This is a genomic window from Nocardioides sp. Root190 (genome assembly GCF_001428565.1).
GTDB lineage: Bacteria > Actinomycetota > Actinomycetes > Propionibacteriales > Nocardioidaceae > Nocardioides.
Map to the genome: position 1 here is coordinate 105,453 of NZ_LMIA01000014.1, position 18,102 is coordinate 123,554.

19 protein-coding genes are annotated in these 18,102 nt (G+C 71.7%); 12 read left to right on the forward strand and 7 right to left on the reverse strand.

Annotated elements, in window-relative coordinates:
- Positions 1–8: 8 nt before the first annotated feature.
- Positions 9–776 (forward strand): SDR family oxidoreductase, encoded by a 768-nt coding sequence (locus ASE01_RS23245; protein WP_056758567.1) that lies wholly within the window; start codon positions 9–11, stop codon positions 774–776.
- Entirely contained in the window at positions 769–1,677 is a 909-nt protein-coding gene (gene sigJ / locus ASE01_RS23250; RefSeq protein WP_056758570.1) for an RNA polymerase sigma factor SigJ, read from the forward strand. Before ASE01_RS23245 ends, sigJ begins: the two co-directional genes overlap by 8 nt.
- A 24-nt stretch (positions 1,678–1,701) precedes the next feature.
- Here the strand turns inward: sigJ and ASE01_RS23255 are convergent, their stop codons facing one another.
- Both ASE01_RS23255 and ASE01_RS23260 read right to left on the reverse strand, forming a co-directional pair.
- Positions 1,702–2,334 carry a Pr6Pr family membrane protein gene (locus ASE01_RS23255; RefSeq protein ID WP_056758573.1) on the reverse strand — a complete coding sequence of 211 codons (633 nt, stop codon included), beginning with the start codon at positions 2,332–2,334 and terminating at the stop codon, positions 1,702–1,704.
- Positions 2,331–2,927, reverse strand: coding sequence for a TetR family transcriptional regulator (locus ASE01_RS23260; protein WP_162260333.1), 597 nt, complete (start codon positions 2,925–2,927; stop codon positions 2,331–2,333). Before ASE01_RS23260 ends, ASE01_RS23255 begins: the two co-directional genes overlap by 4 nt.
- A gap of 77 nt (positions 2,928–3,004) precedes the next feature.
- On the opposite strand from ASE01_RS23260, the gene ASE01_RS23265 reads away from it, so the two are divergent.
- The 3 genes from ASE01_RS23265 (at position 3,005) to ASE01_RS23275 (ending at position 6,182) form a co-directional block, all read left to right on the forward strand.
- Positions 3,005–4,438 (forward strand): MFS transporter, encoded by a 1,434-nt coding sequence (locus ASE01_RS23265; RefSeq protein ID WP_056758578.1) that lies wholly within the window; start codon positions 3,005–3,007, stop codon positions 4,436–4,438.
- A gap of 221 nt (positions 4,439–4,659) precedes the next feature.
- On the forward strand, positions 4,660–5,919 hold the full coding sequence (locus ASE01_RS23270) for a DUF445 domain-containing protein (RefSeq protein WP_056758581.1): 1,260 nt from the start codon (positions 4,660–4,662) through the stop codon (positions 5,917–5,919).
- 29 nt (positions 5,920–5,948) lie between these two features.
- On the forward strand, positions 5,949–6,182 hold the full coding sequence (locus ASE01_RS23275) for an RNA-binding S4 domain-containing protein (protein ID WP_200958999.1): 234 nt from the start codon (positions 5,949–5,951) through the stop codon (positions 6,180–6,182).
- Between the two features lie 13 nt (positions 6,183–6,195).
- Here the strand turns inward: ASE01_RS23275 and ASE01_RS23280 are convergent, their stop codons facing one another.
- Positions 6,196–6,567, reverse strand: coding sequence for an FKBP-type peptidyl-prolyl cis-trans isomerase (locus tag ASE01_RS23280; protein ID WP_056758586.1), 372 nt, complete (start codon positions 6,565–6,567; stop codon positions 6,196–6,198).
- A 130-nt stretch (positions 6,568–6,697) separates the two neighbouring features.
- On the opposite strand from ASE01_RS23280, the gene ASE01_RS23285 reads away from it, so the two are divergent.
- The 6 genes from ASE01_RS23285 to ASE01_RS23310 all read left to right on the forward strand — a co-directional run bounded on the left by ASE01_RS23285 (position 6,698) and on the right by ASE01_RS23310 (position 13,861).
- Positions 6,698–8,047, forward strand: a complete 1,350-nt coding sequence (locus ASE01_RS23285; protein ID WP_056758588.1) for a lipase family protein — start codon at positions 6,698–6,700, stop codon at positions 8,045–8,047.
- Between the two features lie 109 nt (positions 8,048–8,156).
- Complete coding sequence (locus ASE01_RS23290) at positions 8,157–8,975, forward strand: alpha/beta fold hydrolase (RefSeq protein WP_056758591.1); 819 nt, start codon at positions 8,157–8,159, stop codon at positions 8,973–8,975.
- On the forward strand, positions 8,972–9,754 hold the full coding sequence (locus tag ASE01_RS23295) for a lysophospholipid acyltransferase family protein (RefSeq protein WP_056758875.1): 783 nt from the start codon (positions 8,972–8,974) through the stop codon (positions 9,752–9,754). Before ASE01_RS23290 ends, ASE01_RS23295 begins: the two co-directional genes overlap by 4 nt.
- A 5-nt stretch (positions 9,755–9,759) precedes the next feature.
- On the forward strand, positions 9,760–11,385 hold the full coding sequence (locus tag ASE01_RS23300; RefSeq protein ID WP_056758594.1) for an AMP-binding protein: 1,626 nt from the start codon (positions 9,760–9,762) through the stop codon (positions 11,383–11,385).
- Complete coding sequence (locus ASE01_RS23305) at positions 11,382–12,881, forward strand: wax ester/triacylglycerol synthase family O-acyltransferase (protein WP_056758597.1); 1,500 nt, start codon at positions 11,382–11,384, stop codon at positions 12,879–12,881. Before ASE01_RS23300 ends, ASE01_RS23305 begins: the two co-directional genes overlap by 4 nt.
- Complete coding sequence (locus ASE01_RS23310; protein ID WP_056758601.1) at positions 12,878–13,861, forward strand: alpha/beta fold hydrolase; 984 nt, start codon at positions 12,878–12,880, stop codon at positions 13,859–13,861. Before ASE01_RS23305 ends, ASE01_RS23310 begins: the two co-directional genes overlap by 4 nt.
- Positions 13,862–13,897: 36 nt before the next feature.
- Here ASE01_RS23310 and ASE01_RS23315 read toward each other — a convergent pair whose 3' ends face one another.
- Both ASE01_RS23315 and ASE01_RS23320 read right to left on the reverse strand, forming a co-directional pair.
- The gene (locus tag ASE01_RS23315; protein WP_056758603.1) at positions 13,898–14,329 is read right to left on the reverse strand and encodes a CBS domain-containing protein; all 432 of its coding nucleotides are present in this window, start codon (positions 14,327–14,329) and stop codon (positions 13,898–13,900) included.
- A 10-nt stretch (positions 14,330–14,339) separates the two neighbouring features.
- Positions 14,340–15,266 carry an inositol monophosphatase family protein gene (locus ASE01_RS23320; protein ID WP_056758607.1) on the reverse strand — a complete coding sequence of 309 codons (927 nt, stop codon included), beginning with the start codon at positions 15,264–15,266 and terminating at the stop codon, positions 14,340–14,342.
- A 60-nt stretch (positions 15,267–15,326) separates the two neighbouring features.
- Here ASE01_RS23320 and ASE01_RS23325 point away from each other — a divergent pair, with 60 nt between their 5' ends.
- On the forward strand, positions 15,327–15,776 hold the full coding sequence (locus ASE01_RS23325) for a DUF2231 domain-containing protein (RefSeq protein ID WP_056758610.1): 450 nt from the start codon (positions 15,327–15,329) through the stop codon (positions 15,774–15,776).
- Between the two features lie 6 nt (positions 15,777–15,782).
- Here ASE01_RS23325 and rsgA read toward each other — a convergent pair whose 3' ends face one another.
- A complete protein-coding gene (rsgA, locus tag ASE01_RS23330; protein WP_056758613.1) occupies positions 15,783–16,793 on the reverse strand; it encodes a ribosome small subunit-dependent GTPase A in 1,011 nt (336 codons plus the stop codon).
- On the reverse strand, positions 16,793–18,097 hold the full coding sequence (gene aroA / locus ASE01_RS23335) for a 3-phosphoshikimate 1-carboxyvinyltransferase (protein ID WP_056758616.1): 1,305 nt from the start codon (positions 18,095–18,097) through the stop codon (positions 16,793–16,795). Before aroA ends, rsgA begins: the two co-directional genes overlap by 1 nt.
- Positions 18,098–18,102 lie beyond the last annotated feature (5 nt).

Sequence of the window (18,102 nt, forward strand, 5' to 3'; positions counted from 1 at the left end):
CACCTGTCATGAACCCCGAGAAGAGTCCCGAGACGGCTCCGGTGATCGCAGTGGCGGGTGGCACGGGCCTGGTCGGCCGGATGGTCGTCGACGAGGTACGACGAGCCGGTGCGACCCCGGTCGTGATCTCCCGATCGGCCGGCGTCGACCTGACGACCGGCGCGGGCCTGGCTGCCGCGCTCGCCGGTGCCGACGCGGTCATCGACGCCAGCAACGTCACCACCATGAGCGCGAAGCGGTCGATCGCCTTCTTCGATGCGGCGACCTCCCATCTCCTCGAGGCCGGCGCCCGCGCCGGCGTGCGCCACCACGTCGCCCTCTCGATCATCGGCAACGACCAGGTCGACATGCCCTACTACCTCGGCAAGCGTCGCCAGGAGGACCTGGTCAGGGCTGGGTCGGTGCCGTGGACGATCCTGCGCGCGGCGCAGTTCCACGAGTTCGCCGGCCAGATGATCGACCAGAGCCCGCCCCTGCTCGCCCTCGCGCCACGGATGCCCACGCAACCGGTCGCCGCCGCCGAGGTCGCGGCGTCCCTGGTGGCCCACGCGCTCGGCACGCCGTACGACGCGGTCCAGGAGCTCGCCGGTCCCCAGCCGGAGCGGATGGACCTCATGGTGCGCAGCGAGCTGCGCCGCCGCGGGACCCGCCGGCTCGTCGTACCCCTGCCCCTGGTGGGTGCCGTCGGACGTCAGGTCGCTGGCGGCGGACTCCTCCCGGGGACGGGTGCGACGCTCGGGGTGCAGACCTTCGACGAGTGGCTTGCCGGTGCCTGAGGCCCGCGACGAGCGGCTCGAACGCCTCGCCCAGGAGTACGACGAGCTGCGGCCGCGGATGGTGCGCGTGGCCTACGCGATCCTGGGTGCGCGGTCCGAGGCCGAGGACGTCGTCGCGGACTGCTGGACGCGGCTGGCGGACGCGGATGCCCGGGAGCCGGTCCGCGACGTCACCGGCTGGCTCACCGTCGCGGTCGCCCGCGCTGCCACCGACGTGCTGAGGTCGGCACGCGTGCGCCGTGAGCAGTACGTCGGGCCGTGGCTCCCGGAGCCGTACGTCGACACCACCTCGCCCGACCCCGCCGACCGGGTCACCCTCGACGAGACCGTCAGCTATGCACTGCTGGTGCTGCTCGAATCGCTCTCACCTGCCGAACGCGCTGCGTTCGTGCTCCACGACGTGTTCGGGATGGCCTTCGCCGAGGTCGCGACCGTCGTCGGCCGGACGCCCGCGGCCGTGCGCCAGCTCGCTGCGCGGGCGCGCGCTCACCTCGCTGAACGGGCGCCGCGCTTCGAGGTGGACCGCTCGGCGCACGACGCCGTCCTCGGCCGGTTCCTCGCCGCTGCGGCCGGCGGCGACCTCGCCGCACTGCTCGCGACCCTCGACCCGGACGTCGTGCTCACCTCCGACGGCGGGGGAGTCGTCAGCTCCGCGCGCCGCCCGGTGCTCGGAGCTGACCGCGCGGCCAGGTTCCTCGTGGGACTCGTCGCGAAGTACGTCGGCGGCGACGTCGAGATCGACCTCGTCGAGGTCAACGGAGCCTCCGCGATCGGGATCCGCGAGGCCGGGGCGCTGACCTCGCTGGTCGTGCTCACCGTCGTGGGGGAGCAGGTGGCTCGGGTCGACATCCTGCGGGCGCCGGGGAAGCTCGCCGTCGCGAATCGGCCGGGGCCGCTGTAACACGCTGCGCCGCTGATCTCGCCGCTAACCCGCGCCCGCGGTCAGCCGCCGGTCGGCGTACCGGTAACCGGGGATCAACCCGGCGAAAAGGACCGTGATGGCGAGGGCCACCACACCGACGTGTGCCCAGCCCTCCTCGCGGAAGTCGAGGAACGGGTACGGCACCCACCTCGTCGTGGCGGCGACGACGAGCGTCACGGCCAGCCAGAGGATCGGCCAGGCGAAGGTGATCGCGACGGCCCGGCCCTCGACGCGCGGGTGTGGCCCGAAGGCGAACCAGCCGATCACGGCGAGTGCGGGCACGACCATGTGCAGCAGCTTGTCGGCCGCCCAGCTCGCCCCGTCGAGCTCGAGCAGCGGGCGCAGCAGGAAGAAGTGGACCAGGCCGGTGACGGTGATCCCGACGGTGCCGGCGAGCCGCAGCGCACGGAAGCCGGGACCGTCGCGATCGGGGGAGCGGGTCAGCAGGACCGCTGCGACCGCGACCAGCACGTTGCTCTGGATGGTGAAGTACGCGACGAAGCGGGCCAGGCGCAGGCCGAGGCCGGGCGGGTCCTCCTCGACCAGGACGGACGCGCCGTCGACGACCAGGCCGAGCTGCAGGCCGATCGCGCCGATGGCGACGGCTGCGGTCAGCCCGTGCCAGGCACGGCTCACGGGGTGAGGACTCCCTGGATGGCGTCGCCGTAGAGCGCGACGAGGGTGGCGGTGTCGGCGCCGCTGACGATCGGGTCCTCCTGCTGGAACAGCAGGTTGAGCAGGCCGTTGATCTGGGCCACGACGAGGACGGCGCGCACCTCACGATCCGCGCCCTCCATGCGGGGCGCGAGCCGGGCGACGTACGTCTCGGCGGTGTAGCGGACCATCTCCTCGCGGACCTGGTCGCGATGAGCGGCCTGGGCCAGGGCGAGATAGCGATGGCGTACGGCGGGTCGCTCGGGATCCAGGAAGTAGGCGACCAGGCGCCGACCGACCGTCTCGAGCGGACCGTCGAGCACGGCTCCGACCCCCGCGGAGGTGTCGAGGGTGCGCAGGAAGAGCGCTTCCTTGGAGCCGAAGTGACGGATCACGAGGGCCGGGTCGACGCCTGCCTCGGTGGCGATGGCCCGGACCGAGGCGGCCTCGAAGCCGCGCTCGGCGAACAGGGTGCGGGCAGCTGCCTCGATCGCGGCCCGCGTCGCTCGACCGGCAGGGCGCAGCTGGCTCTCGTCGACCGGTGCGGTGCGCTCGGGCGAGGAGGTCTTGGTCACACCGCAACCGTAGGGCATCGCCGGCGCGGGTCAACGGTGTTGACACGGACTCGGTCAACGCCGTTGACTGGTTGACTGTGACAACTACTGCGCCCGCGTCGGCGCCCGACGCCACCGGCAGCCGGATCGGCTCGCCCCTGCTCACCGTGGCCGTCCTCTGCTTCGGTGGACTGACTGCTGCGCTGACGCAGACGATGGTCATCCCGATCCAGGGTGAGCTCGGCATGCTGCTCGACACGAGCGAGGCGAACGCGTCCTGGGTCGTGACCGCGACCCTCGTCGCCGGCGCGATCGCGATGCCGATCTCCGGCCGGCTCGGTGACCTGTTCGGCAAGCAGCGCGTGCTGATGGCGAGCGCGACAGTGCTCGTGCTCGGATCCCTCGTCTGCGCGCTCAGCAGCTCGCTCGCGCCGATGCTGGCGGGCCGGATCCTGCAGGGCTTCGCGATGGGCTTCATCCCGGTCGGCATCGCGCTGATGCGCGAGGTCGTGCCGCCGCAGTTCGCCGCCACGGGCATGGCGGCGATGAGCGCCACCCTCGGTGTCGGTGGCGCGATCGGCCTGCCCCTGTCGGCCTGGATCGTGCAGGACTTCAGCTGGCACACCCTGTTCTGGGTCTCCACCGGCCTCGCCTTCCTCGTCGCCCTCGCCGTCGCGCTGCTCGTCCCGCACGTACGGGACGCCGTACCAGGTCGGTTCGACGTGCTCGGCGCCCTCGGTCTCGCCGTTGGTCTGGTCGCCCTGCTGATCGCGGTGTCGAAGGGCAATGAGTGGGGCTGGGCGCACGGGCGCACCATCGGCCTGCTCGTGGCCGCGGTCGTCGTCCTGGTGGCGTGGGGCAGCTACGAGCTCCGCGTCGAGGACCCGCTGTGCGACCTCCGGGTCAGCGCGCGCCGCCCCGTCCTGCTCACCAATCTGGCCGCGATCGCGATCGGCTTCGGCATGATGGCCCAGGCGATCGTCGTACCCCGCCTCCTGCAGTCGCCCGAGTCGACCGGCTACGGACTGGGGCAGACCCTGCTCGAGACCGGCCTCTGGATGGCTCCGGGTGGTCTGGTGATGATGGCCTTCTCGCCGGTGTCGGGACGCCTCATCCGGGTGGCCGGCGCTCGTCGCACCCTGATGATCGGTGCCGCCGTCCTGGGCCTGGGATACGTCTTCGCGATCTTCTTCGCCGACAGCCCCTGGCAGCTCCTGGTCTTCAACTGCATCACCTCCGCCGGAATCGGCATCGGGTACGCCGCCATGCCGACCCTGATCCTCGAGTCGGTGCCGATCACCGAGGCCGGTTCCGGCGTCGGCATCAACGGCCTGATGCGCTCGGTCGGCACCAGCATCTCCGCGGCGGTGATGGCCGCGATCCTGACCGCCTCGACGATCACGCTCGGAGGCTACGAGATCCCCGACGAGAACGCGTTCCGGATCTGCTTCATCGTCGGCGCGGCCGCGGCCTTCCTCGGCATGGCCCTGGCGGCCCTCGTCCCCGCACGGCGTACGACGTCGGCGTCCTGACCCGGGCCTGGCCCGGTCCTCCGGGGCTCGCCGGGCGATTATCAGATCTGCGTGTTCTCGTGACAAGCAATCACGGTCACCGGAACCTCTGTGGCGACCGTTCGTTGATCTCCACGTAGGTGTCGCGGCGGCTGGGGGGTTTCGCGATGCAGCAGGGCGGTTCCGGACCCACGCACGACCAGGGTCCGGGGCCGCCCTTCGTCATGCGCAAGGATGAAGGGATGTCAGCTCCCCTCGTCGCCGGTGATCCGTCCTCCGACGCGATCCGGCGCAGCGCCCTGCGCCGGATGCGCACCGTCGCCGTCTCGCTGCTGCTCCTCGCGGCGGCGGTCTACGTCGCGACCCACGGCCAGGACGGGTTCTGGGGGTTCGTGAACGCCGGCGCCGAGGCGTCGATGGTCGGTGCGATCGCCGACTGGTTCGCGGTGACCGCGCTGTTCAAGCACCCGCTCGGACTGCCGATCCCGCACACGGCACTGGTGCCCAAGCGCAAGGACGACCTCGGCAAGGGGCTCGAGCAGTTCGTCGGCGAGAACTTCCTCCAGGAGGACATCATCCGCGAGCGGGTGCTCGGGGTCGGGATCGCCGAGCGGGTGGGGACCTGGCTCGCGGTGCCCGCCAACGCCGAACGGGTGGTGACCGAGGGGTCGGAGATCGCGGCGGTCGCGCTGGGCAAGGTGCGCGACGACCACATCGAGGCACTGGTGACCGAGGCCCTGGTCCCGCGCTTCCGGGAGGAGCCGATCGCACCGCTGCTCGGTGGCCTGCTGTCCGAAGCCCTCCACGACGACCTCCACCACGGCCTGGTCGACCTGGTGCTGGAGGAGCTCCACGGCTGGTTGATCGCCAACCCGGACACGGTGCACGAGGTCCTGGGAGAGCGCGCACCGTGGTGGGCACCGGACCGGCTCAACGAGTTCGTGATCGACCGCGCCCACGTCGAGATGGTGCGCTGGATCGGCGAGATCCGCAGCAACCCCGAGCACCGCGCCCGCCGTGCGCTCGACTCGATGCTCGGCCAGCTCTCCGAGGACCTGCTCACCAACGCCGCGACCCAGGAGCGTGCGGAGCGGCTCAAGGACCGGGTGCTCGACCACCCGGCCGTGATCGCCACCGCCATCTCGCTGTGGAAGGCACTGCGCAAGGCGCTGCTCGGTTCCCTCGACGACCCGGACGGCGCCGTACGACGCCGGTTGCTCGTCGAGGTCGAGGTGGGCTCGGCCCGGCTGCTCTCCGACGCCGACCTGCGTGCGCGCCTGGACCGGATGGCGGCAGACGCCGCCGTCTTCGCGGTGGAGCGCTACGGCGCCGAGCTGACCGCGGTGATCGGGCACACGATCGAGCGCTGGGACGGCAAGGAGGCGGCCCGCAAGATCGAGCTGCACGTCGGCCGGGACCTGCAGTTCATCCGGATCAACGGCACCATCGTCGGCGGCCTGGTCGGCGTGCTGATCCACACCATCTCGGTGCTCATCGGCTGACGGCCTAGGCTTGGCCCGTGACCGAGCCGATGGACGTCCCGATCCGCGATCAATCGATCCGACTGGGGCAATTCCTCAAGCTGGCCAACCTGGTCGAGTCGGGGGCCGAGGCGAAGCCGGTCATCGCCGACGGTCTCGTGCAGGTCAACGGCGAGGTCGAGCTCCGGCGTGGTCGCCAGCTCGTGCTCGGGGACGTCGTGGAGCTGCAAGGGCAGGCCGCCCGGGTGTCCGACAAGGACGCCCCGGACAACCTGCCCTGGTGATGCTGGCCGTGGCTCAGCGCACGCTGAGCAGGTCCACCACGAAGATCAGGGTCTCGCCGCCCTTGATCGCGCCGCCGGCGCCACGGTCGCCGTAGCCCAGGTGTGGCGGGATGACGAGCTGGCGGCGGCCGCCGACCTTCATGCCCTGCACACCGGTGTCCCAGCCCTGGATGACCTGGCCGATGCCGAGGCGGAAGTCGAGCGGGGCACCGCGGTTGTACGACGCGTCGAACTCCTCCCCGGTGGAGAGGGCGACGCCGACGTAGTGCACCGAGACGGTGCTGCCGGAGGTGGCCTCGGCGCCGTCTCCGACGGTGAGGTCGGTGATGACGAGGTCGGTGGGCGGGGTGGGGTCGACGAAGTCGATCTCGGGCTTCTGGCTCATCGGGCCAGCCTAATCCGGACGGGATCGGGCCGGTCGACCGGCGTGCCGACGCAGGACCGTTGACAAGTGACAGGTATGTCACTAATCATGGCGGAGGGTCGTGACGCACGTCACGAGGAGGGTGGTTCCGATGGTGTCCAGGTTCGTCCGCCGTACGTCGGTCGTGGCGGTGCTCGTCACGATCGCTGCGCTTCTCGCGCCGTCCGGGCAGGGAGCGCAGGCCGCTCCACGCCCCGTCTCCGCCGTCGCCGCCGCTCCGGCCGGGACGCCGGACCCGTTCTTCACCTACAGCGGCACCAGGCCCTTGAAGGACCTCGCGCCCGGGACGATCCTCGCGCGGCGGACCATCCCGTACAACCTGGTCGGCATCAAGCTGCCGCTGCAGGTCGTCCAGATCCTCTTCCGCACGACCGATGCCCGCGGCCGCGCCGTTGCCGGCGTCACCTCGATCCTGAAGCCGCTGCTCGGTGCCACCGGCAAGGTCATCTCCTACCAGTCGTTCTACGACTCGCTGAACCCCGAGGACGGCCCGTCGCGGGCCTACTCCGGCGCGATCGGCCTGGGCGTGATGATCGGGCACGTCGAGACCGTGCTGGTCGGCGGCTTCCTCCTGCAGGGCTACGCGATCGTCATCGCCGACACCCAGGGCCCGACGGCCGACTTCGCAGCCGGACCGGAGTACGGCCAGGTCACCCTCGACTCGCTGCGTGCCGCGCTCAAGGCGCCCGGCACCGGCATCCTCCCCGGCGCCAAGGTCGGCCTGATCGGCTACTCCGGTGGCGCCATCGCGACGAACTGGGCCGCCGCGCTCGCGCCGAGCTATGCCCCGGAGATCAACAAGCGGATCGTCGGCGCCGCCGAGGGCGGCGTCCTGGTCCGGCCCTCGAAGAACCTCGAGTACATCGACGGCAGCCTCGTGTGGGCGGGCGTCATGCCGATGGCCATCGTCGGTGTGGCCCGTGCCTACGGCATCGACCTGCTGCCCTACCTCAACGACTACGGCCGGAAGGTCTACGCCAAGCTGGAGAAGGCGTCGATCGTCCAGGTGCTCGGCGCCTACCCGGGGCTGACGTGGAAGAAGATGACGAAGCCGGCCTACGCCGATCCCGCCGACATCCCGATCTTCGTCGCGACCGTCAACAAGCTGAACCTCGGTCAGCGGCCGAGCCCCACGATCCCGATGTTCATCGGGCAGGGCACGGGCGGGGAGCTCGAGGGCACCCTCGGCAACAGGGCCGGGGTCGGCAGGGGCGACGGCGTGATGGTGGCGGGCGACGTCCGCACCCTCGCCCGCCAGTACTGCGCGGCCGGCACCGAGGTCGTCCACAAGGAGTACGCCCTGAGTCACTTCACGTCGGTGCCGCTGTGGCTGCCCGACGCCATGGGGTGGCTCAGTGCACGGTTCGCCGGCAAGGCGCCGACCGACAACTGCGCGAAGATCCCGGCCGGCAATCCGCTGACGCCGCTCAAGGCGGGCTGAACGGCCCCGGTGTGATCTCGGTCCCGCGGCAGGCACGGCGCTTGCCGCGGGACTCGTGCGCGCGTCATACTCCCAAGAACTAGAACGTGTTCTACATGGGGGACGCAGCGTGTACGACTTCGAAGGTGATCACGGCTCCACGGGCGGTCAGGGGCCCTCGCGCGCCCTGACGCTGCTGGAGCTCCCGCGCTGGAGCATCGAGTACGGCGCCTCGCGCCTCCTCGACGCCGCCCAGTCCGTCGCCCACGTGGTGTCGCGGGCCGAGAGCGACCTCGGGCAGGGGCGGCCGGTGCTGGTGCTGCCCGGCTTCGCCGCCCACGACCGGCTCACCGGTCGGCTTCGTGGACACCTCGCCCAGCGCGGGTGGCAGGTGTACGGCTGGGAGCTCGGCAGCAACCACGGCCTGACCGACCGGATCGTCACCGGACTGCCCCGCCGGTTCGCGCAGATCTCGGCGCAGCACGACGAGCCGGTCAGCGTGGTGGGCTGGAGCTTCGGCGGCCTGCTCGCCCGCTGGCTCGCGCACGAGCACCCCGACCGGGTGCGCCAGGTCATCTGCCTCGGCTCTCCGTGGCGAGCCGAGGGGGAGCGGACCCGGGCCACCGGACTGTTCGAGAAGTCCCGCGAGAAGCACGGCATCGCCGAGAACGCCCGCGAGATCGTCGACCTCCTCCGTGGTCCGGTGCCCGTGCCACTGACGGCCGTCTGGTCGAAGACCGACGGCATCGTGCCGTGGCGTGGCTGCACGGTCGAGGAGCGTGACGCGGCCGACGGCCCGCCGGCCGAGAACGTCGAGGTGGTGAGCAGCCACGTCGGCATGGTGGCCAACCCGCTGGTGCTCTCCGTCGTGGTCGACCGGCTCAGCCAGGACCCGGCGGCGTGGGCACCCCACGGCCGTGGCGCGGTCCACCCGGGCGCCGTCTCGTGAGCGCGCTGACCGGGCGCGACCCGTCGTACATCGCCCGGGTGGTGCCGGCGCTCAAGCTGGCGATGCGCGGCTACTTCCGCTCCAGCGTGCAGGACATGGACCTCATGCCCGAGGGCGGTGCGCTGATCGTCGGCAACCACTCCGGTGGCCTGATGCCGATGGACGTCCCGATCATCGCGGTGGCCTTCGCCGAGACCTTCGGCGCCGAGCGACCGCTCTACTGCCTGGCCCACGACATGCTGTTCACCGGCGTCGCAGGCCCGGTGATGCGCAAGTTCGGGTTCGTCAACGCCACCCGGGAGGCCGCCCACGAGATCCTGACCGCAGGCGGCGTCACCATCGTCTTCCCCGGTGGGGACTACGACACCTTCCGGCCCACGCTGAAGGCCAATGTCGTCGACTTCAACGGTCGCACCGGCTACGTCCGTACGGCGCTGCGTGCCGGCGTCCCGATCGTCCCGGTGGTCTCCATCGGCGGTCAGGAGACGCAGTTCTTCCTCACCCGCGGCGAGTGGATCGGGCGGTACTCACCCCTGCGCAAGCTGATGCGCACCGACCTCTTCCCGATCGGCATCGGCTTCCCGTTCGGCCTGGTGCCGGCGCCGCTGAACTTCCCGCTGCCGACCAAGATCTCCACCCGGGTGCTCGAGCCGATCGACGTCGAGGCGGAGTTCGGTCCCGACCCGGACCTCGTCGAGGTCGACTCGTTCGTGCGCCAGCGGATGCAGGACGCGCTCGGCGAGATGGCCGGCCAGCGACGCTTCCCGGTGTGGGGGTGAGGGGCATGTGGCAGCAGCTGCGCACCCAGCTGTGGGTGTTCAAGGTCCTGGTCACGAGCCGGATGCTCGTGCTGATGAGCCCGGTGAAGTACGTCCGGCTGGTCCGCATCCTGCGCGAGCAGGGCACCAACGCCACGACCAGCTTCGCCCTCGCCGCCGTACGACGTCCGCACGGCCCGGCCCTGGTCGACGAGCTCGGCACCCTGACCTGGCAGGACCTCCAGGAGCGCTCCGCCGCACTCGCCGCGGGTCTGCTCCAGGTCGCCGGTGGTCCGATCGAGACCGTCGCGATCCTGTGCCGCAACCACCGCGGCTTCGTGGACGCCCTCCTGGCGAACTCCCGCCTCGGCGGCAGCGCGCTCCTGCTCAACACCGGCTTCTCGGGTCCCCAGCTGGCCGACGTGATGGAGCGTGAGGGCGCCCGCGTCATCTTGTACGACGAGGAGTTCGCCGGCGTCGTCGCCGACGCCCGGGACCGGATCGACGGCCTGGTCGAGGTCCTCGGGTGGACCGATGTCGCCCCGGACGCCGACACCCTCAGCATCGAGGGCCTGATCGCCGCCCACGACGGCCAGGCACCGCCCCGCCCTGCGACCCGTGGCCGCGTGGTCCTGCTGACCTCCGGCACCACCGGCACCCCCAAGGGGGCGCGCCGCAGCGGTGGCGGGGCCGACGAGCTCGCCAGCATGCTGGAGCGGATCCCGTGGCGCGGCGAGGAGACCGCCGTCGTGGTGGCGCCGATGTTCCACGCCTGGGGCTTCGGCCAGCTGGTCGTCGCCGCCACGATGGCCTGCACGGTCGTCACCCGCCGCAGGTTCGACCCGGAGTCGACCCTCGCCCTCGTTGACGAGCACGGGGCGAGCGGACTCAGCGTGGTCCCGGTGATGCTCGAGCGGATCATGGACCTGCCCGACGAGGTCCTGGACCGCGCCTCCCTGCGCACGTTGCGCTTCGTCAGTGCCAGCGGGTCGCGGATGCGTCCGCAGTCGGTGATCGCCTTCATGGACCGCTTCGGCGACGTCGTCCACAACAGCTACAACGCCACCGAGGCCGGCCAGATCAGCGTCGCCCAGCCGGCCGACCTCCGCCATGCCGCCGACACCGCCGGCCGACCGGTGCGCGGCACGTCGGTGCGGGTCGTCGACGATGCCGGCCGCGAGGTCGCTCCCGACGTCGTGGGACGGATCCTGGTCCGCGGTGCCTCGCCCTTCGACGGCTACACCGCCGGCGCGGAGAAGGAGTTCGTCGACGGCCACATGGTCAGCGGCGACGTGGGTCGGCTCGACGGGGACGGGCGCCTGTACGTCGTCGGTCGCGACGACGACATGATCGTGTCGGGTGGCGAGAACGTCTACCCGATCGAGGTGGAGAAGGTCCTCGGTGGCCATCCCGCGGTGCGCGAGGTGGTCGTGATCGGAGTCGAGGACGCGGCCTTCGGCCAGCGGCTGGCGGCGTACGTCGCCCTGGTCGGTCAGGGCGGCGACGTCCCCACCGAGGACGAGCTCAAGTCCCACGTGCGCGACCAGCTCGCCGGCTACAAGGTCCCGCGCGAGGTCGTCTTCCTCGACGCGCTGCCCCGCAACGCCTCGGGCAAGATCATGGTGCGCGAGCTGCCCGGGGTGACCCGGTGAACCAGGCTGCGACCCCACCGGTCGGCCCACCGGTCGGCCCGCCCGTCGGCCCGCCGATCCGCCCGGCCATCGAGCGGATGACCGGCTTCGATGCGGGTTTCCTCTACATGGAGACCCCGGCGGTGCACATGCACACGCTCAAGATCGCCCTGCTCGAGGCCGATGACGCGCTCACCTTCGACACCTTCGTCTCGGGCATGCTCGCGCGGCTCAAGAGGCTGCCGCCGCTGCGACGTCGGGTCGTGGAGGTGCCCTTCGGGATCAACCACCCGGTGTGGGTGACCCAGCCGCGCATCGACGTGGCCCACCACATCCGGCGGCACCGGATCGGTGGCGACGGGAGCATGCGCGAGCTCGAGAAGCTGATCGGCATCATCGCCAGCACGCCGTTGCACCGCGACCGCCCGCTCTGGGAGCTGCACTACTGCGAGGGCCTGGAGGGCGGCAGGGTCGCCGTCGTCGGCAAGATGCACCACGCCCTCGCCGACGGAGCGGCCGCCAACGCGCTGCTCGCCAACGTCACCGATGTCCGCACCGCGGCGCCGCCCGAGCCGGTGCAGGAGGAGTTCGCGACCACCGACCGCCTGCCCAGCCGGCTCAACCTGGTCCGCCACGCCTGGGCCGACGCCGCGGCCCAGGTCCTGACCCTGCCCGAGCTGCTCCGACGCACGCTGCGCGGGATCATCGGCGTCGTACGGGCGCGCCGGGCCGGCGCCAGCTCCCCGGTCCCGGTGCTGCACGCGCCCCGGGTGTCCTTCAACGGTGCGCTCACTCCCTTGCGCTCGTTCGCCACCGTCACCCTGCCGCTGGCCGAGCTCAAGCGGATCCGCAGCCAGCACGACGGCGCCACGCTCAACGACGTGGTGCTCGGCACCACCTCGGGCGCCCTGCGGCGCTGGATGGCCGATCACGACGAGCGTCCGTCGTCCTCGCTGCTCGCCGGCGTCCCGGTCAGCACCGACGAGCGCGACGCCGTCCCACGCCTCGGCGGCAACCAGGTCTCGAACCTCTTCACCACGCTCGCGACCGACATCGAGGACCCTGTCGCGCGGCTGCGCAAGATCTCGGAGACCACCACGCACGCCAAGGAGATCCACAGCCGGCTGGGCGCCTCGATCCTCGTGGACTGGTCGCAGTTCGCGCCGCCCCGCCCCTTCGCGGCCGCCGCGCGGGCCTACTCCCGCCTGCGCGCGGCCTCCTGGCACCCCGCCGCCTTCTCGGCGATCGTGTCCAACGTCCCGGGGCCCCGGGAACCCGCCACCGTCGGGGGAGCGCGCCTCGCCGACCTCTTCAGCGTCGGCCCGCTGGTCGACGGCATCGGTCTCAACGTCACCGTCTGGTCCTACGTCGAGAAGATGAACTTCTCGCTCCTCGCGTGCCCGGACCTGCTGCCCGACGTGCACGTCCTGGCGTCGTACTTCCCGGACGCGCTGGCCGAGCTCGACCTCGTGCGTCCCGCTCCGGGCGCCGCCCCCGAACAGAGGAACATCTCGTGACCACCCGAGTGATGAAGACCGCCGGTCGGCACGCCCTCAAGGGGTCCTTCCTGGCTGCACGGGTCGGCGGGAGGGCCGCGGTGGTGGGGGTGCGTGCTGGCATCCGGCGCACGCAGCGGTTCCCTCCGCTCCCCGACCTCCCCGAGGGCCGGTACGTCGACCTGCCGGGCCGGGGCGAGGTGTTCGTCATCGACACCGGTGCGCCGTACGACGGTGCGCCGACGCTGCTGCTCTTCCACGGGCTCGCGACGACGTCGTACCTCACCTGGTTCAGCACCATCGAGGAGCTGCGCGCCGAGCACCGCATCGTGATGCTCGACCAGCGCTGGCACGGACGCGGCATCGTCTCGGAGCGCTTCTCGCTCGACGACTGCGTCGACGACGCCGCGCTGGTCCTCGACGAGCTCGCGATCCCCGAGGTCATCGCTGTCGGCTACTCCATGGGCGGTGCGCTGGCCCAGATGTTCTGGCGCCGCCACGGCGACCGGACGGCCGGGCTGGTGCTGGCCTCGACCTCCGCCTGCTGGCGGGCGAGCCTCGGCGACGCGATGTTCTACCCGGTGCTCGGCGCCGCCAACGACCGCTTCCGAGGGCACTACCGCGCGCGGGTGCAGGAGGTGCGCTCGTCCCTGGCGGAGTCGGCGGTCATCGGCGAGGAGATGTCGGCCTGGGCGTGGGCGGAGTTCCGCAGCACCAGTGCCTGGGCGATGCCGGAGGTGCTGGGCACCCTGGGCGGCTTCGACGCCCGCGGCTGGCTGGGGGAGATCGACGTCCCGACCGCCGTCGTCGTCACCGCCCGCGACCGAGCGATCCCCACGTCACGTCAGCGTGCGATGGCGGCAGCGATCCCGGACGCGACGGTGCACGAAGCCCCCGGCGGGCACGCCTCGGTGGTCTTCGACGTCCAGCACTGGCGTCCGGTGTTCCTCGGCGCCGTCGCCGAGGTCGTCGCCGCGACCCGGCCGTCGTTGGTCGAGTGACCCGAGCCTCCTGAGCGGGGGCGAGACGGGCGGGCCTCAGCTCTGGTGGACGTAGGAGTCGAGCTGGTCACGCTCGAACTGCAGCTGGTCGATCTTGTGCTTGACCAGGTCGCCGATGCTGACGATCCCGACGACGCGTCCCTCGGAGGTCGCGGGGATGTGGCGGAAGCGGCCCTCGGTCATCACTTGCATGACGTCGTCGAGCGCGTCCTCGGGGGAGCAGGTGCGGACCTGGGTCGTCATGATCGAGGACACCACGTTGTTGATGACGGTGCCGTCGCTGTGCAGCGTCCGGACGACGTCACGCTCGGAGACGATGCCCTCGAGCGTCGTACCGTCCGAGCTGACGATCACGGCTCCGATGTTGTGCTCGGAGAGCGTCGCGAGCAGCTCGCGCACCCCGGCGTCAGGTCCGATGGTGATCACGTCCTGCAAGGACTTGGACTGGAGTACGTCGCTGATCCGCATGTGACGCAGGTTACTCGGCCGGGTCGTCCCCGTCACTGGCCTCGTTCTCGGAGCCCGTGCCGGTGACCGGCCGGAGCCGGTGCGAGCGCAGGTCCGAGACGGTCCCCGGACCGGTCCGCGGCCAGTCGGGGTCGTGCTCGTCGCCGACGAGGCTGCCGAGGAAGGACAGCGCCGCCTCGTGCAGGTGGCCGTTGGTGGCGAGCGCGTTGCCGCCCCACGGGCCGTCGTGGCCGTCGAGGGAGGTGAAGCGGCCGCCGGCCTCGCGCACGATGACGTCGAGCGCCGCCATGTCGTAGACCTCGAGCTCGGGCTCGGCGGCGATGTCGACCGCGCCCTCGGCGAGCAGCATGTAGGACCAGAAGTCGCCGTACGCACGGGTGCGCCACACGCGGCGCATCAGGGCGAGGAGGTCCTCGCCGATGCCCCGGTCCTCCCAGCCGCTGATGGAGGAGTAGGAGAACGAGGCGTCCTCGAGACGGCGTACGTCCGAGACGTGGCACTGGGTGGCCTTCATCAGCGACTTGCCGGTCCAGGCGCCCTGGCCGACCGAGGCCCACCAGCGCCGCTGGAGGGCGGGGGCCGACACGACGCCGAGCACGACCTCCTCGTCGACGACGAGGGAGATCAGCGTGGCCCACACGGGGACGCCGCGCACGAAGTTCTTGGTGCCGTCGATCGGGTCGATGATCCAGCGCCGCTGCGAGTGGCCGGACGTGCCGTGCTCCTCGCCGGTGATCGCGTCGCGGCTGCGCGCCTTCGACAGGGTGCGCCGGATCGACTCCTCGACGCTCTGGTCGGCATCGGTGACCGGCGTCAGGTCGGGCTTGCTCATCACGTGCAGGTCGAGCGCCCGGAAACGAGCCTGGGTCAACGAGTCCGCGTCGTCGGCGAGCAGGTGCGCGAGGCGCAGGTCGTCGGTGAAGTCGGAGGCGGCCACACCGGCACCCTAGCGGCGCGGGGTGTGGCCGCGGTTGGCGCGGTGGTGCAGGATTCAACCATGGAGATCAACGGCGTTCCACTGCACCCGCTCGTCGTCCACTCCGCGGTGGTCTTCACCCCGCTGGCCGTCCTGGCTGCGCTCGCCTACGCCGTACCCTCCTGGCGTGACCGGCTGCGGTGGCCCCTCGTCGTCCTCGCGGCGATCTCCCTCGTCAGCATCTGGGTCGCCCACTTCTCCGGCGACGACCTGCGCGAGGAGCGTTTCGAGGCCGCCACCGGCACCTTCGCCGAGCGTCTGGACGACCACGAGAGGTACGCCGACCAGCTCCGCATCGCGGTCACCGTCTTCGCGCTGCTCGCCTTCGTCTCGGCCTGGCTCCACACCCGCACCGGCACGGTCCGCACCGCGCTCGCCGCCGTCACGGTCGTCGCCGCCCTCGCCACCGCGGTCCTGGTGTTCCTCACCGGTGACGCAGGCGCCCAGGCCACCTGGAAGATCGACGGCTGACTCGCGTCAGTAGTCGGTGACCGACCGCGCGGCCAGCAGCCGGCGGAAGGACGTCACCCGCACGGGATCGGCCTCGCCCGCTGCGATCGCCTCGTCCAGCCCGCACTCCGGCTCCGCCTCGCTGTGCGTGCAGCCGCGCGGGCAGACCTCGGTCATCTCGTCGAGGTCGGGGAACGCCTCGATCAGGTTCTCCGGCTGGACGTGGGCCAGCCCGAAGGAACGGATGCCGGGGGTGTCGATGATCCAGCCGCCCTCGCCCCAGTCGGCGGGCAGCGGCAGCAGGATGGCCGAGGTCGAGGTGTGGCGACCGCGACCGGTGACCGCGTTGACGTGGCCCACCTGACGCTTCGCATCGGGGACGAGCGCGTTGACCAGGGTGGACTTGCCGACGCCGCTGTGGCCGACCAGCACGCTGATCTGGCCCGCCAGGCGCTGCTTCACCTCGTCGAGACCGAGGATCTCCCGCTCCTCGCCACGGCGGGTGACCACCCACGGCACGCCCAGGGAGCGGTACGTCGACAGCAGGACCTCGGGGTCGGCCAGGTCCGACTTCGTGAGGCACAGCAGCGGGGACAGCTTGGCGTCGAACGCCGCCACGAGGGCGCGGTCGATCAGCCGGGGACGTGGTTCGGGGTCGGCGAGCGCGGTGACGACGACGAGCTGGGTGGCGTTGGAGACGAGCACCCGCTCGACCGGGTCGTCGTCGTCCGCGGTGCGGCGCAGCACGGTGGAGCGCGGTGTGACCTCGACGATCCGGGCCAGGGAGCCGTCGGCCCCGGACACGTCGCCGACCACGCGGACCCGGTCGCCGGTCACCACGCCCTTGCGCCCCAGCGGACGGGCCTTCATCGCCATCACGACGTTGTCGCCGACCAGCAGCGTGTAACGGCCGCGGTCGACCGTGGTGACGACGCCCTCGACGGCGTCCTCGTGGGCTGGACGTTCCTTCGTGCGGGGTCGGGTACGCCGACGCGGACGTTCGTAGTGCTCGACGTCGTGGTCGGTGTAGCGCGCCATCAGAAGAGCCCGGACCAGAACCCTGCGAAGTCGGGGAACGTCTTGCTGGTGGTCGCGACGTTCTCCACCAGCACCCCCGGCACGGCGGCGCCGACGATGACTCCGGCGTGGGCCATCCGGTGGTCGGCATAGGTGTGGAAGACCCCGGCGGTGAGCGGAGCGGGCCGCAGGACCAGGCCGTCGGGCCGCTCGTCGACATCGGCACCGAGTCCGCCGAGCTCCTTGGCGAGCGCAGCCAGCCGGTCGGTCTCGTGACCGCGGATGTGGGCGATGCCGCTCAGGTGGGAGGGCGTCCGGGCGAGCGCACAGAGCGCAGCGATCGCGGGCGCGAGCTCACCCACGTCGGACAGGTCGGCCTCGATGCCCTGCAGTCCGCGGTGCCCGCCCTCGGGGCCGGTGACGCGGAGCCCGTCCTCGGTGCGTTCGACGGTGCACCCCATCCGGGACAGGATGTCGCGCAGTGCGTCGCCCGCCTGGGTGGTCGAGGTCGGCCAGTCCCGCACCGTCACCGAGCCGCCCGACACGGCGGCGAGGGCGAGGAACGGGGCGGCGTTGGAGAGGTCCGGCTCGATCGCCTCGTCGTACGCCGCGATCGGACCGGGCGTGACCGTCCAGCGGTGCGGGCGGCTGTCGTCGACGGCGACGCCGCGGTCGCGCAGCATGGCGACCGTCATCTCGATGTGGGGGAGCGAGGGGAGCTTGCCGCCGACGTGGAGCACCTCGAGGCCGACGTCGAAGCGGGCACCGGCCAGCAGGAGCGCAGAGACGAACTGGGAGGACGCCGACGCGTCGATCGAGACGGAGCCCCCGGTCACCTCGCCCGCGCCGTGGACCGTGAACGGCAGCGCTCCCGGCGTACCCCCGGTGCCGTCGCTGATGTCCACTCCCAGGGAGCGCAGCGCCGTCAGGATCTCGCCGATCGGCCGGTTGCGCATGTGCGGGTCGCCGTCGAAGGCGACGTCACCACGCACCAGACCGGCCACGGGCGGGACGAACCTCATCACCGTGCCGGCGAGCCCGCAGTCGACGCGGGCTGCCTCGGCCGGGTCAGTGCCGAGGGGAGTGACCGTCCAGTCCGGGCCGGTGGTGTCCACAACGGCACCGAGGGCACCGAGGGCCTGGGCCATCAGCAACGTGTCGCGCGAGCGCAGCGCACGTCGTACGACGGACGGACCCTCGGCCAGTGCGGCGAGGACGAGCGCGCGGTTGGTGAGCGACTTGCTGCCGGGAAGGCTCACCGTCGCATCGACGGGACCGGCGGTGGTGGGCGCGGGCCAGGGATCGGCGGGGACAGGAGTGCTCATCTCCC

Excerpts from the sequence above, each read along its gene's own strand:
- aroA (WP_056758616.1), bottom strand. The coding sequence starts at position 18,097 with ATGAGCACTCCTGTCCCCGCCGATCCCTGGCCCGCGCCCACCACCGCC.
- ASE01_RS23245 (WP_056758567.1), top strand. The coding sequence starts at position 9 with ATGAACCCCGAGAAGAGTCCCGAGACGGCTCCGGTGATCGCAGTGGCG.
- ASE01_RS23275 (WP_200958999.1), top strand. The coding sequence starts at position 5,949 with ATGGACGTCCCGATCCGCGATCAATCGATCCGACTGGGGCAATTCCTC.
- ASE01_RS23270 (WP_056758581.1), top strand. The coding sequence starts at position 4,660 with ATGTCAGCTCCCCTCGTCGCCGGTGATCCGTCCTCCGACGCGATCCGG.
- ASE01_RS23325 (WP_056758610.1), top strand. The coding sequence starts at position 15,327 with ATGGAGATCAACGGCGTTCCACTGCACCCGCTCGTCGTCCACTCCGCG.
- ASE01_RS23285 (WP_056758588.1), top strand. The coding sequence starts at position 6,698 with ATGGTGTCCAGGTTCGTCCGCCGTACGTCGGTCGTGGCGGTGCTCGTC.
- ASE01_RS23315 (WP_056758603.1), bottom strand. The coding sequence starts at position 14,329 with ATGCGGATCAGCGACGTACTCCAGTCCAAGTCCTTGCAGGACGTGATC.
- ASE01_RS23300 (WP_056758594.1), top strand. The coding sequence starts at position 9,760 with ATGTGGCAGCAGCTGCGCACCCAGCTGTGGGTGTTCAAGGTCCTGGTC.
- ASE01_RS23280 (WP_056758586.1), bottom strand. The coding sequence starts at position 6,567 with ATGAGCCAGAAGCCCGAGATCGACTTCGTCGACCCCACCCCGCCCACC.
- rsgA (WP_056758613.1), bottom strand. The coding sequence starts at position 16,793 with ATGGCGCGCTACACCGACCACGACGTCGAGCACTACGAACGTCCGCGT.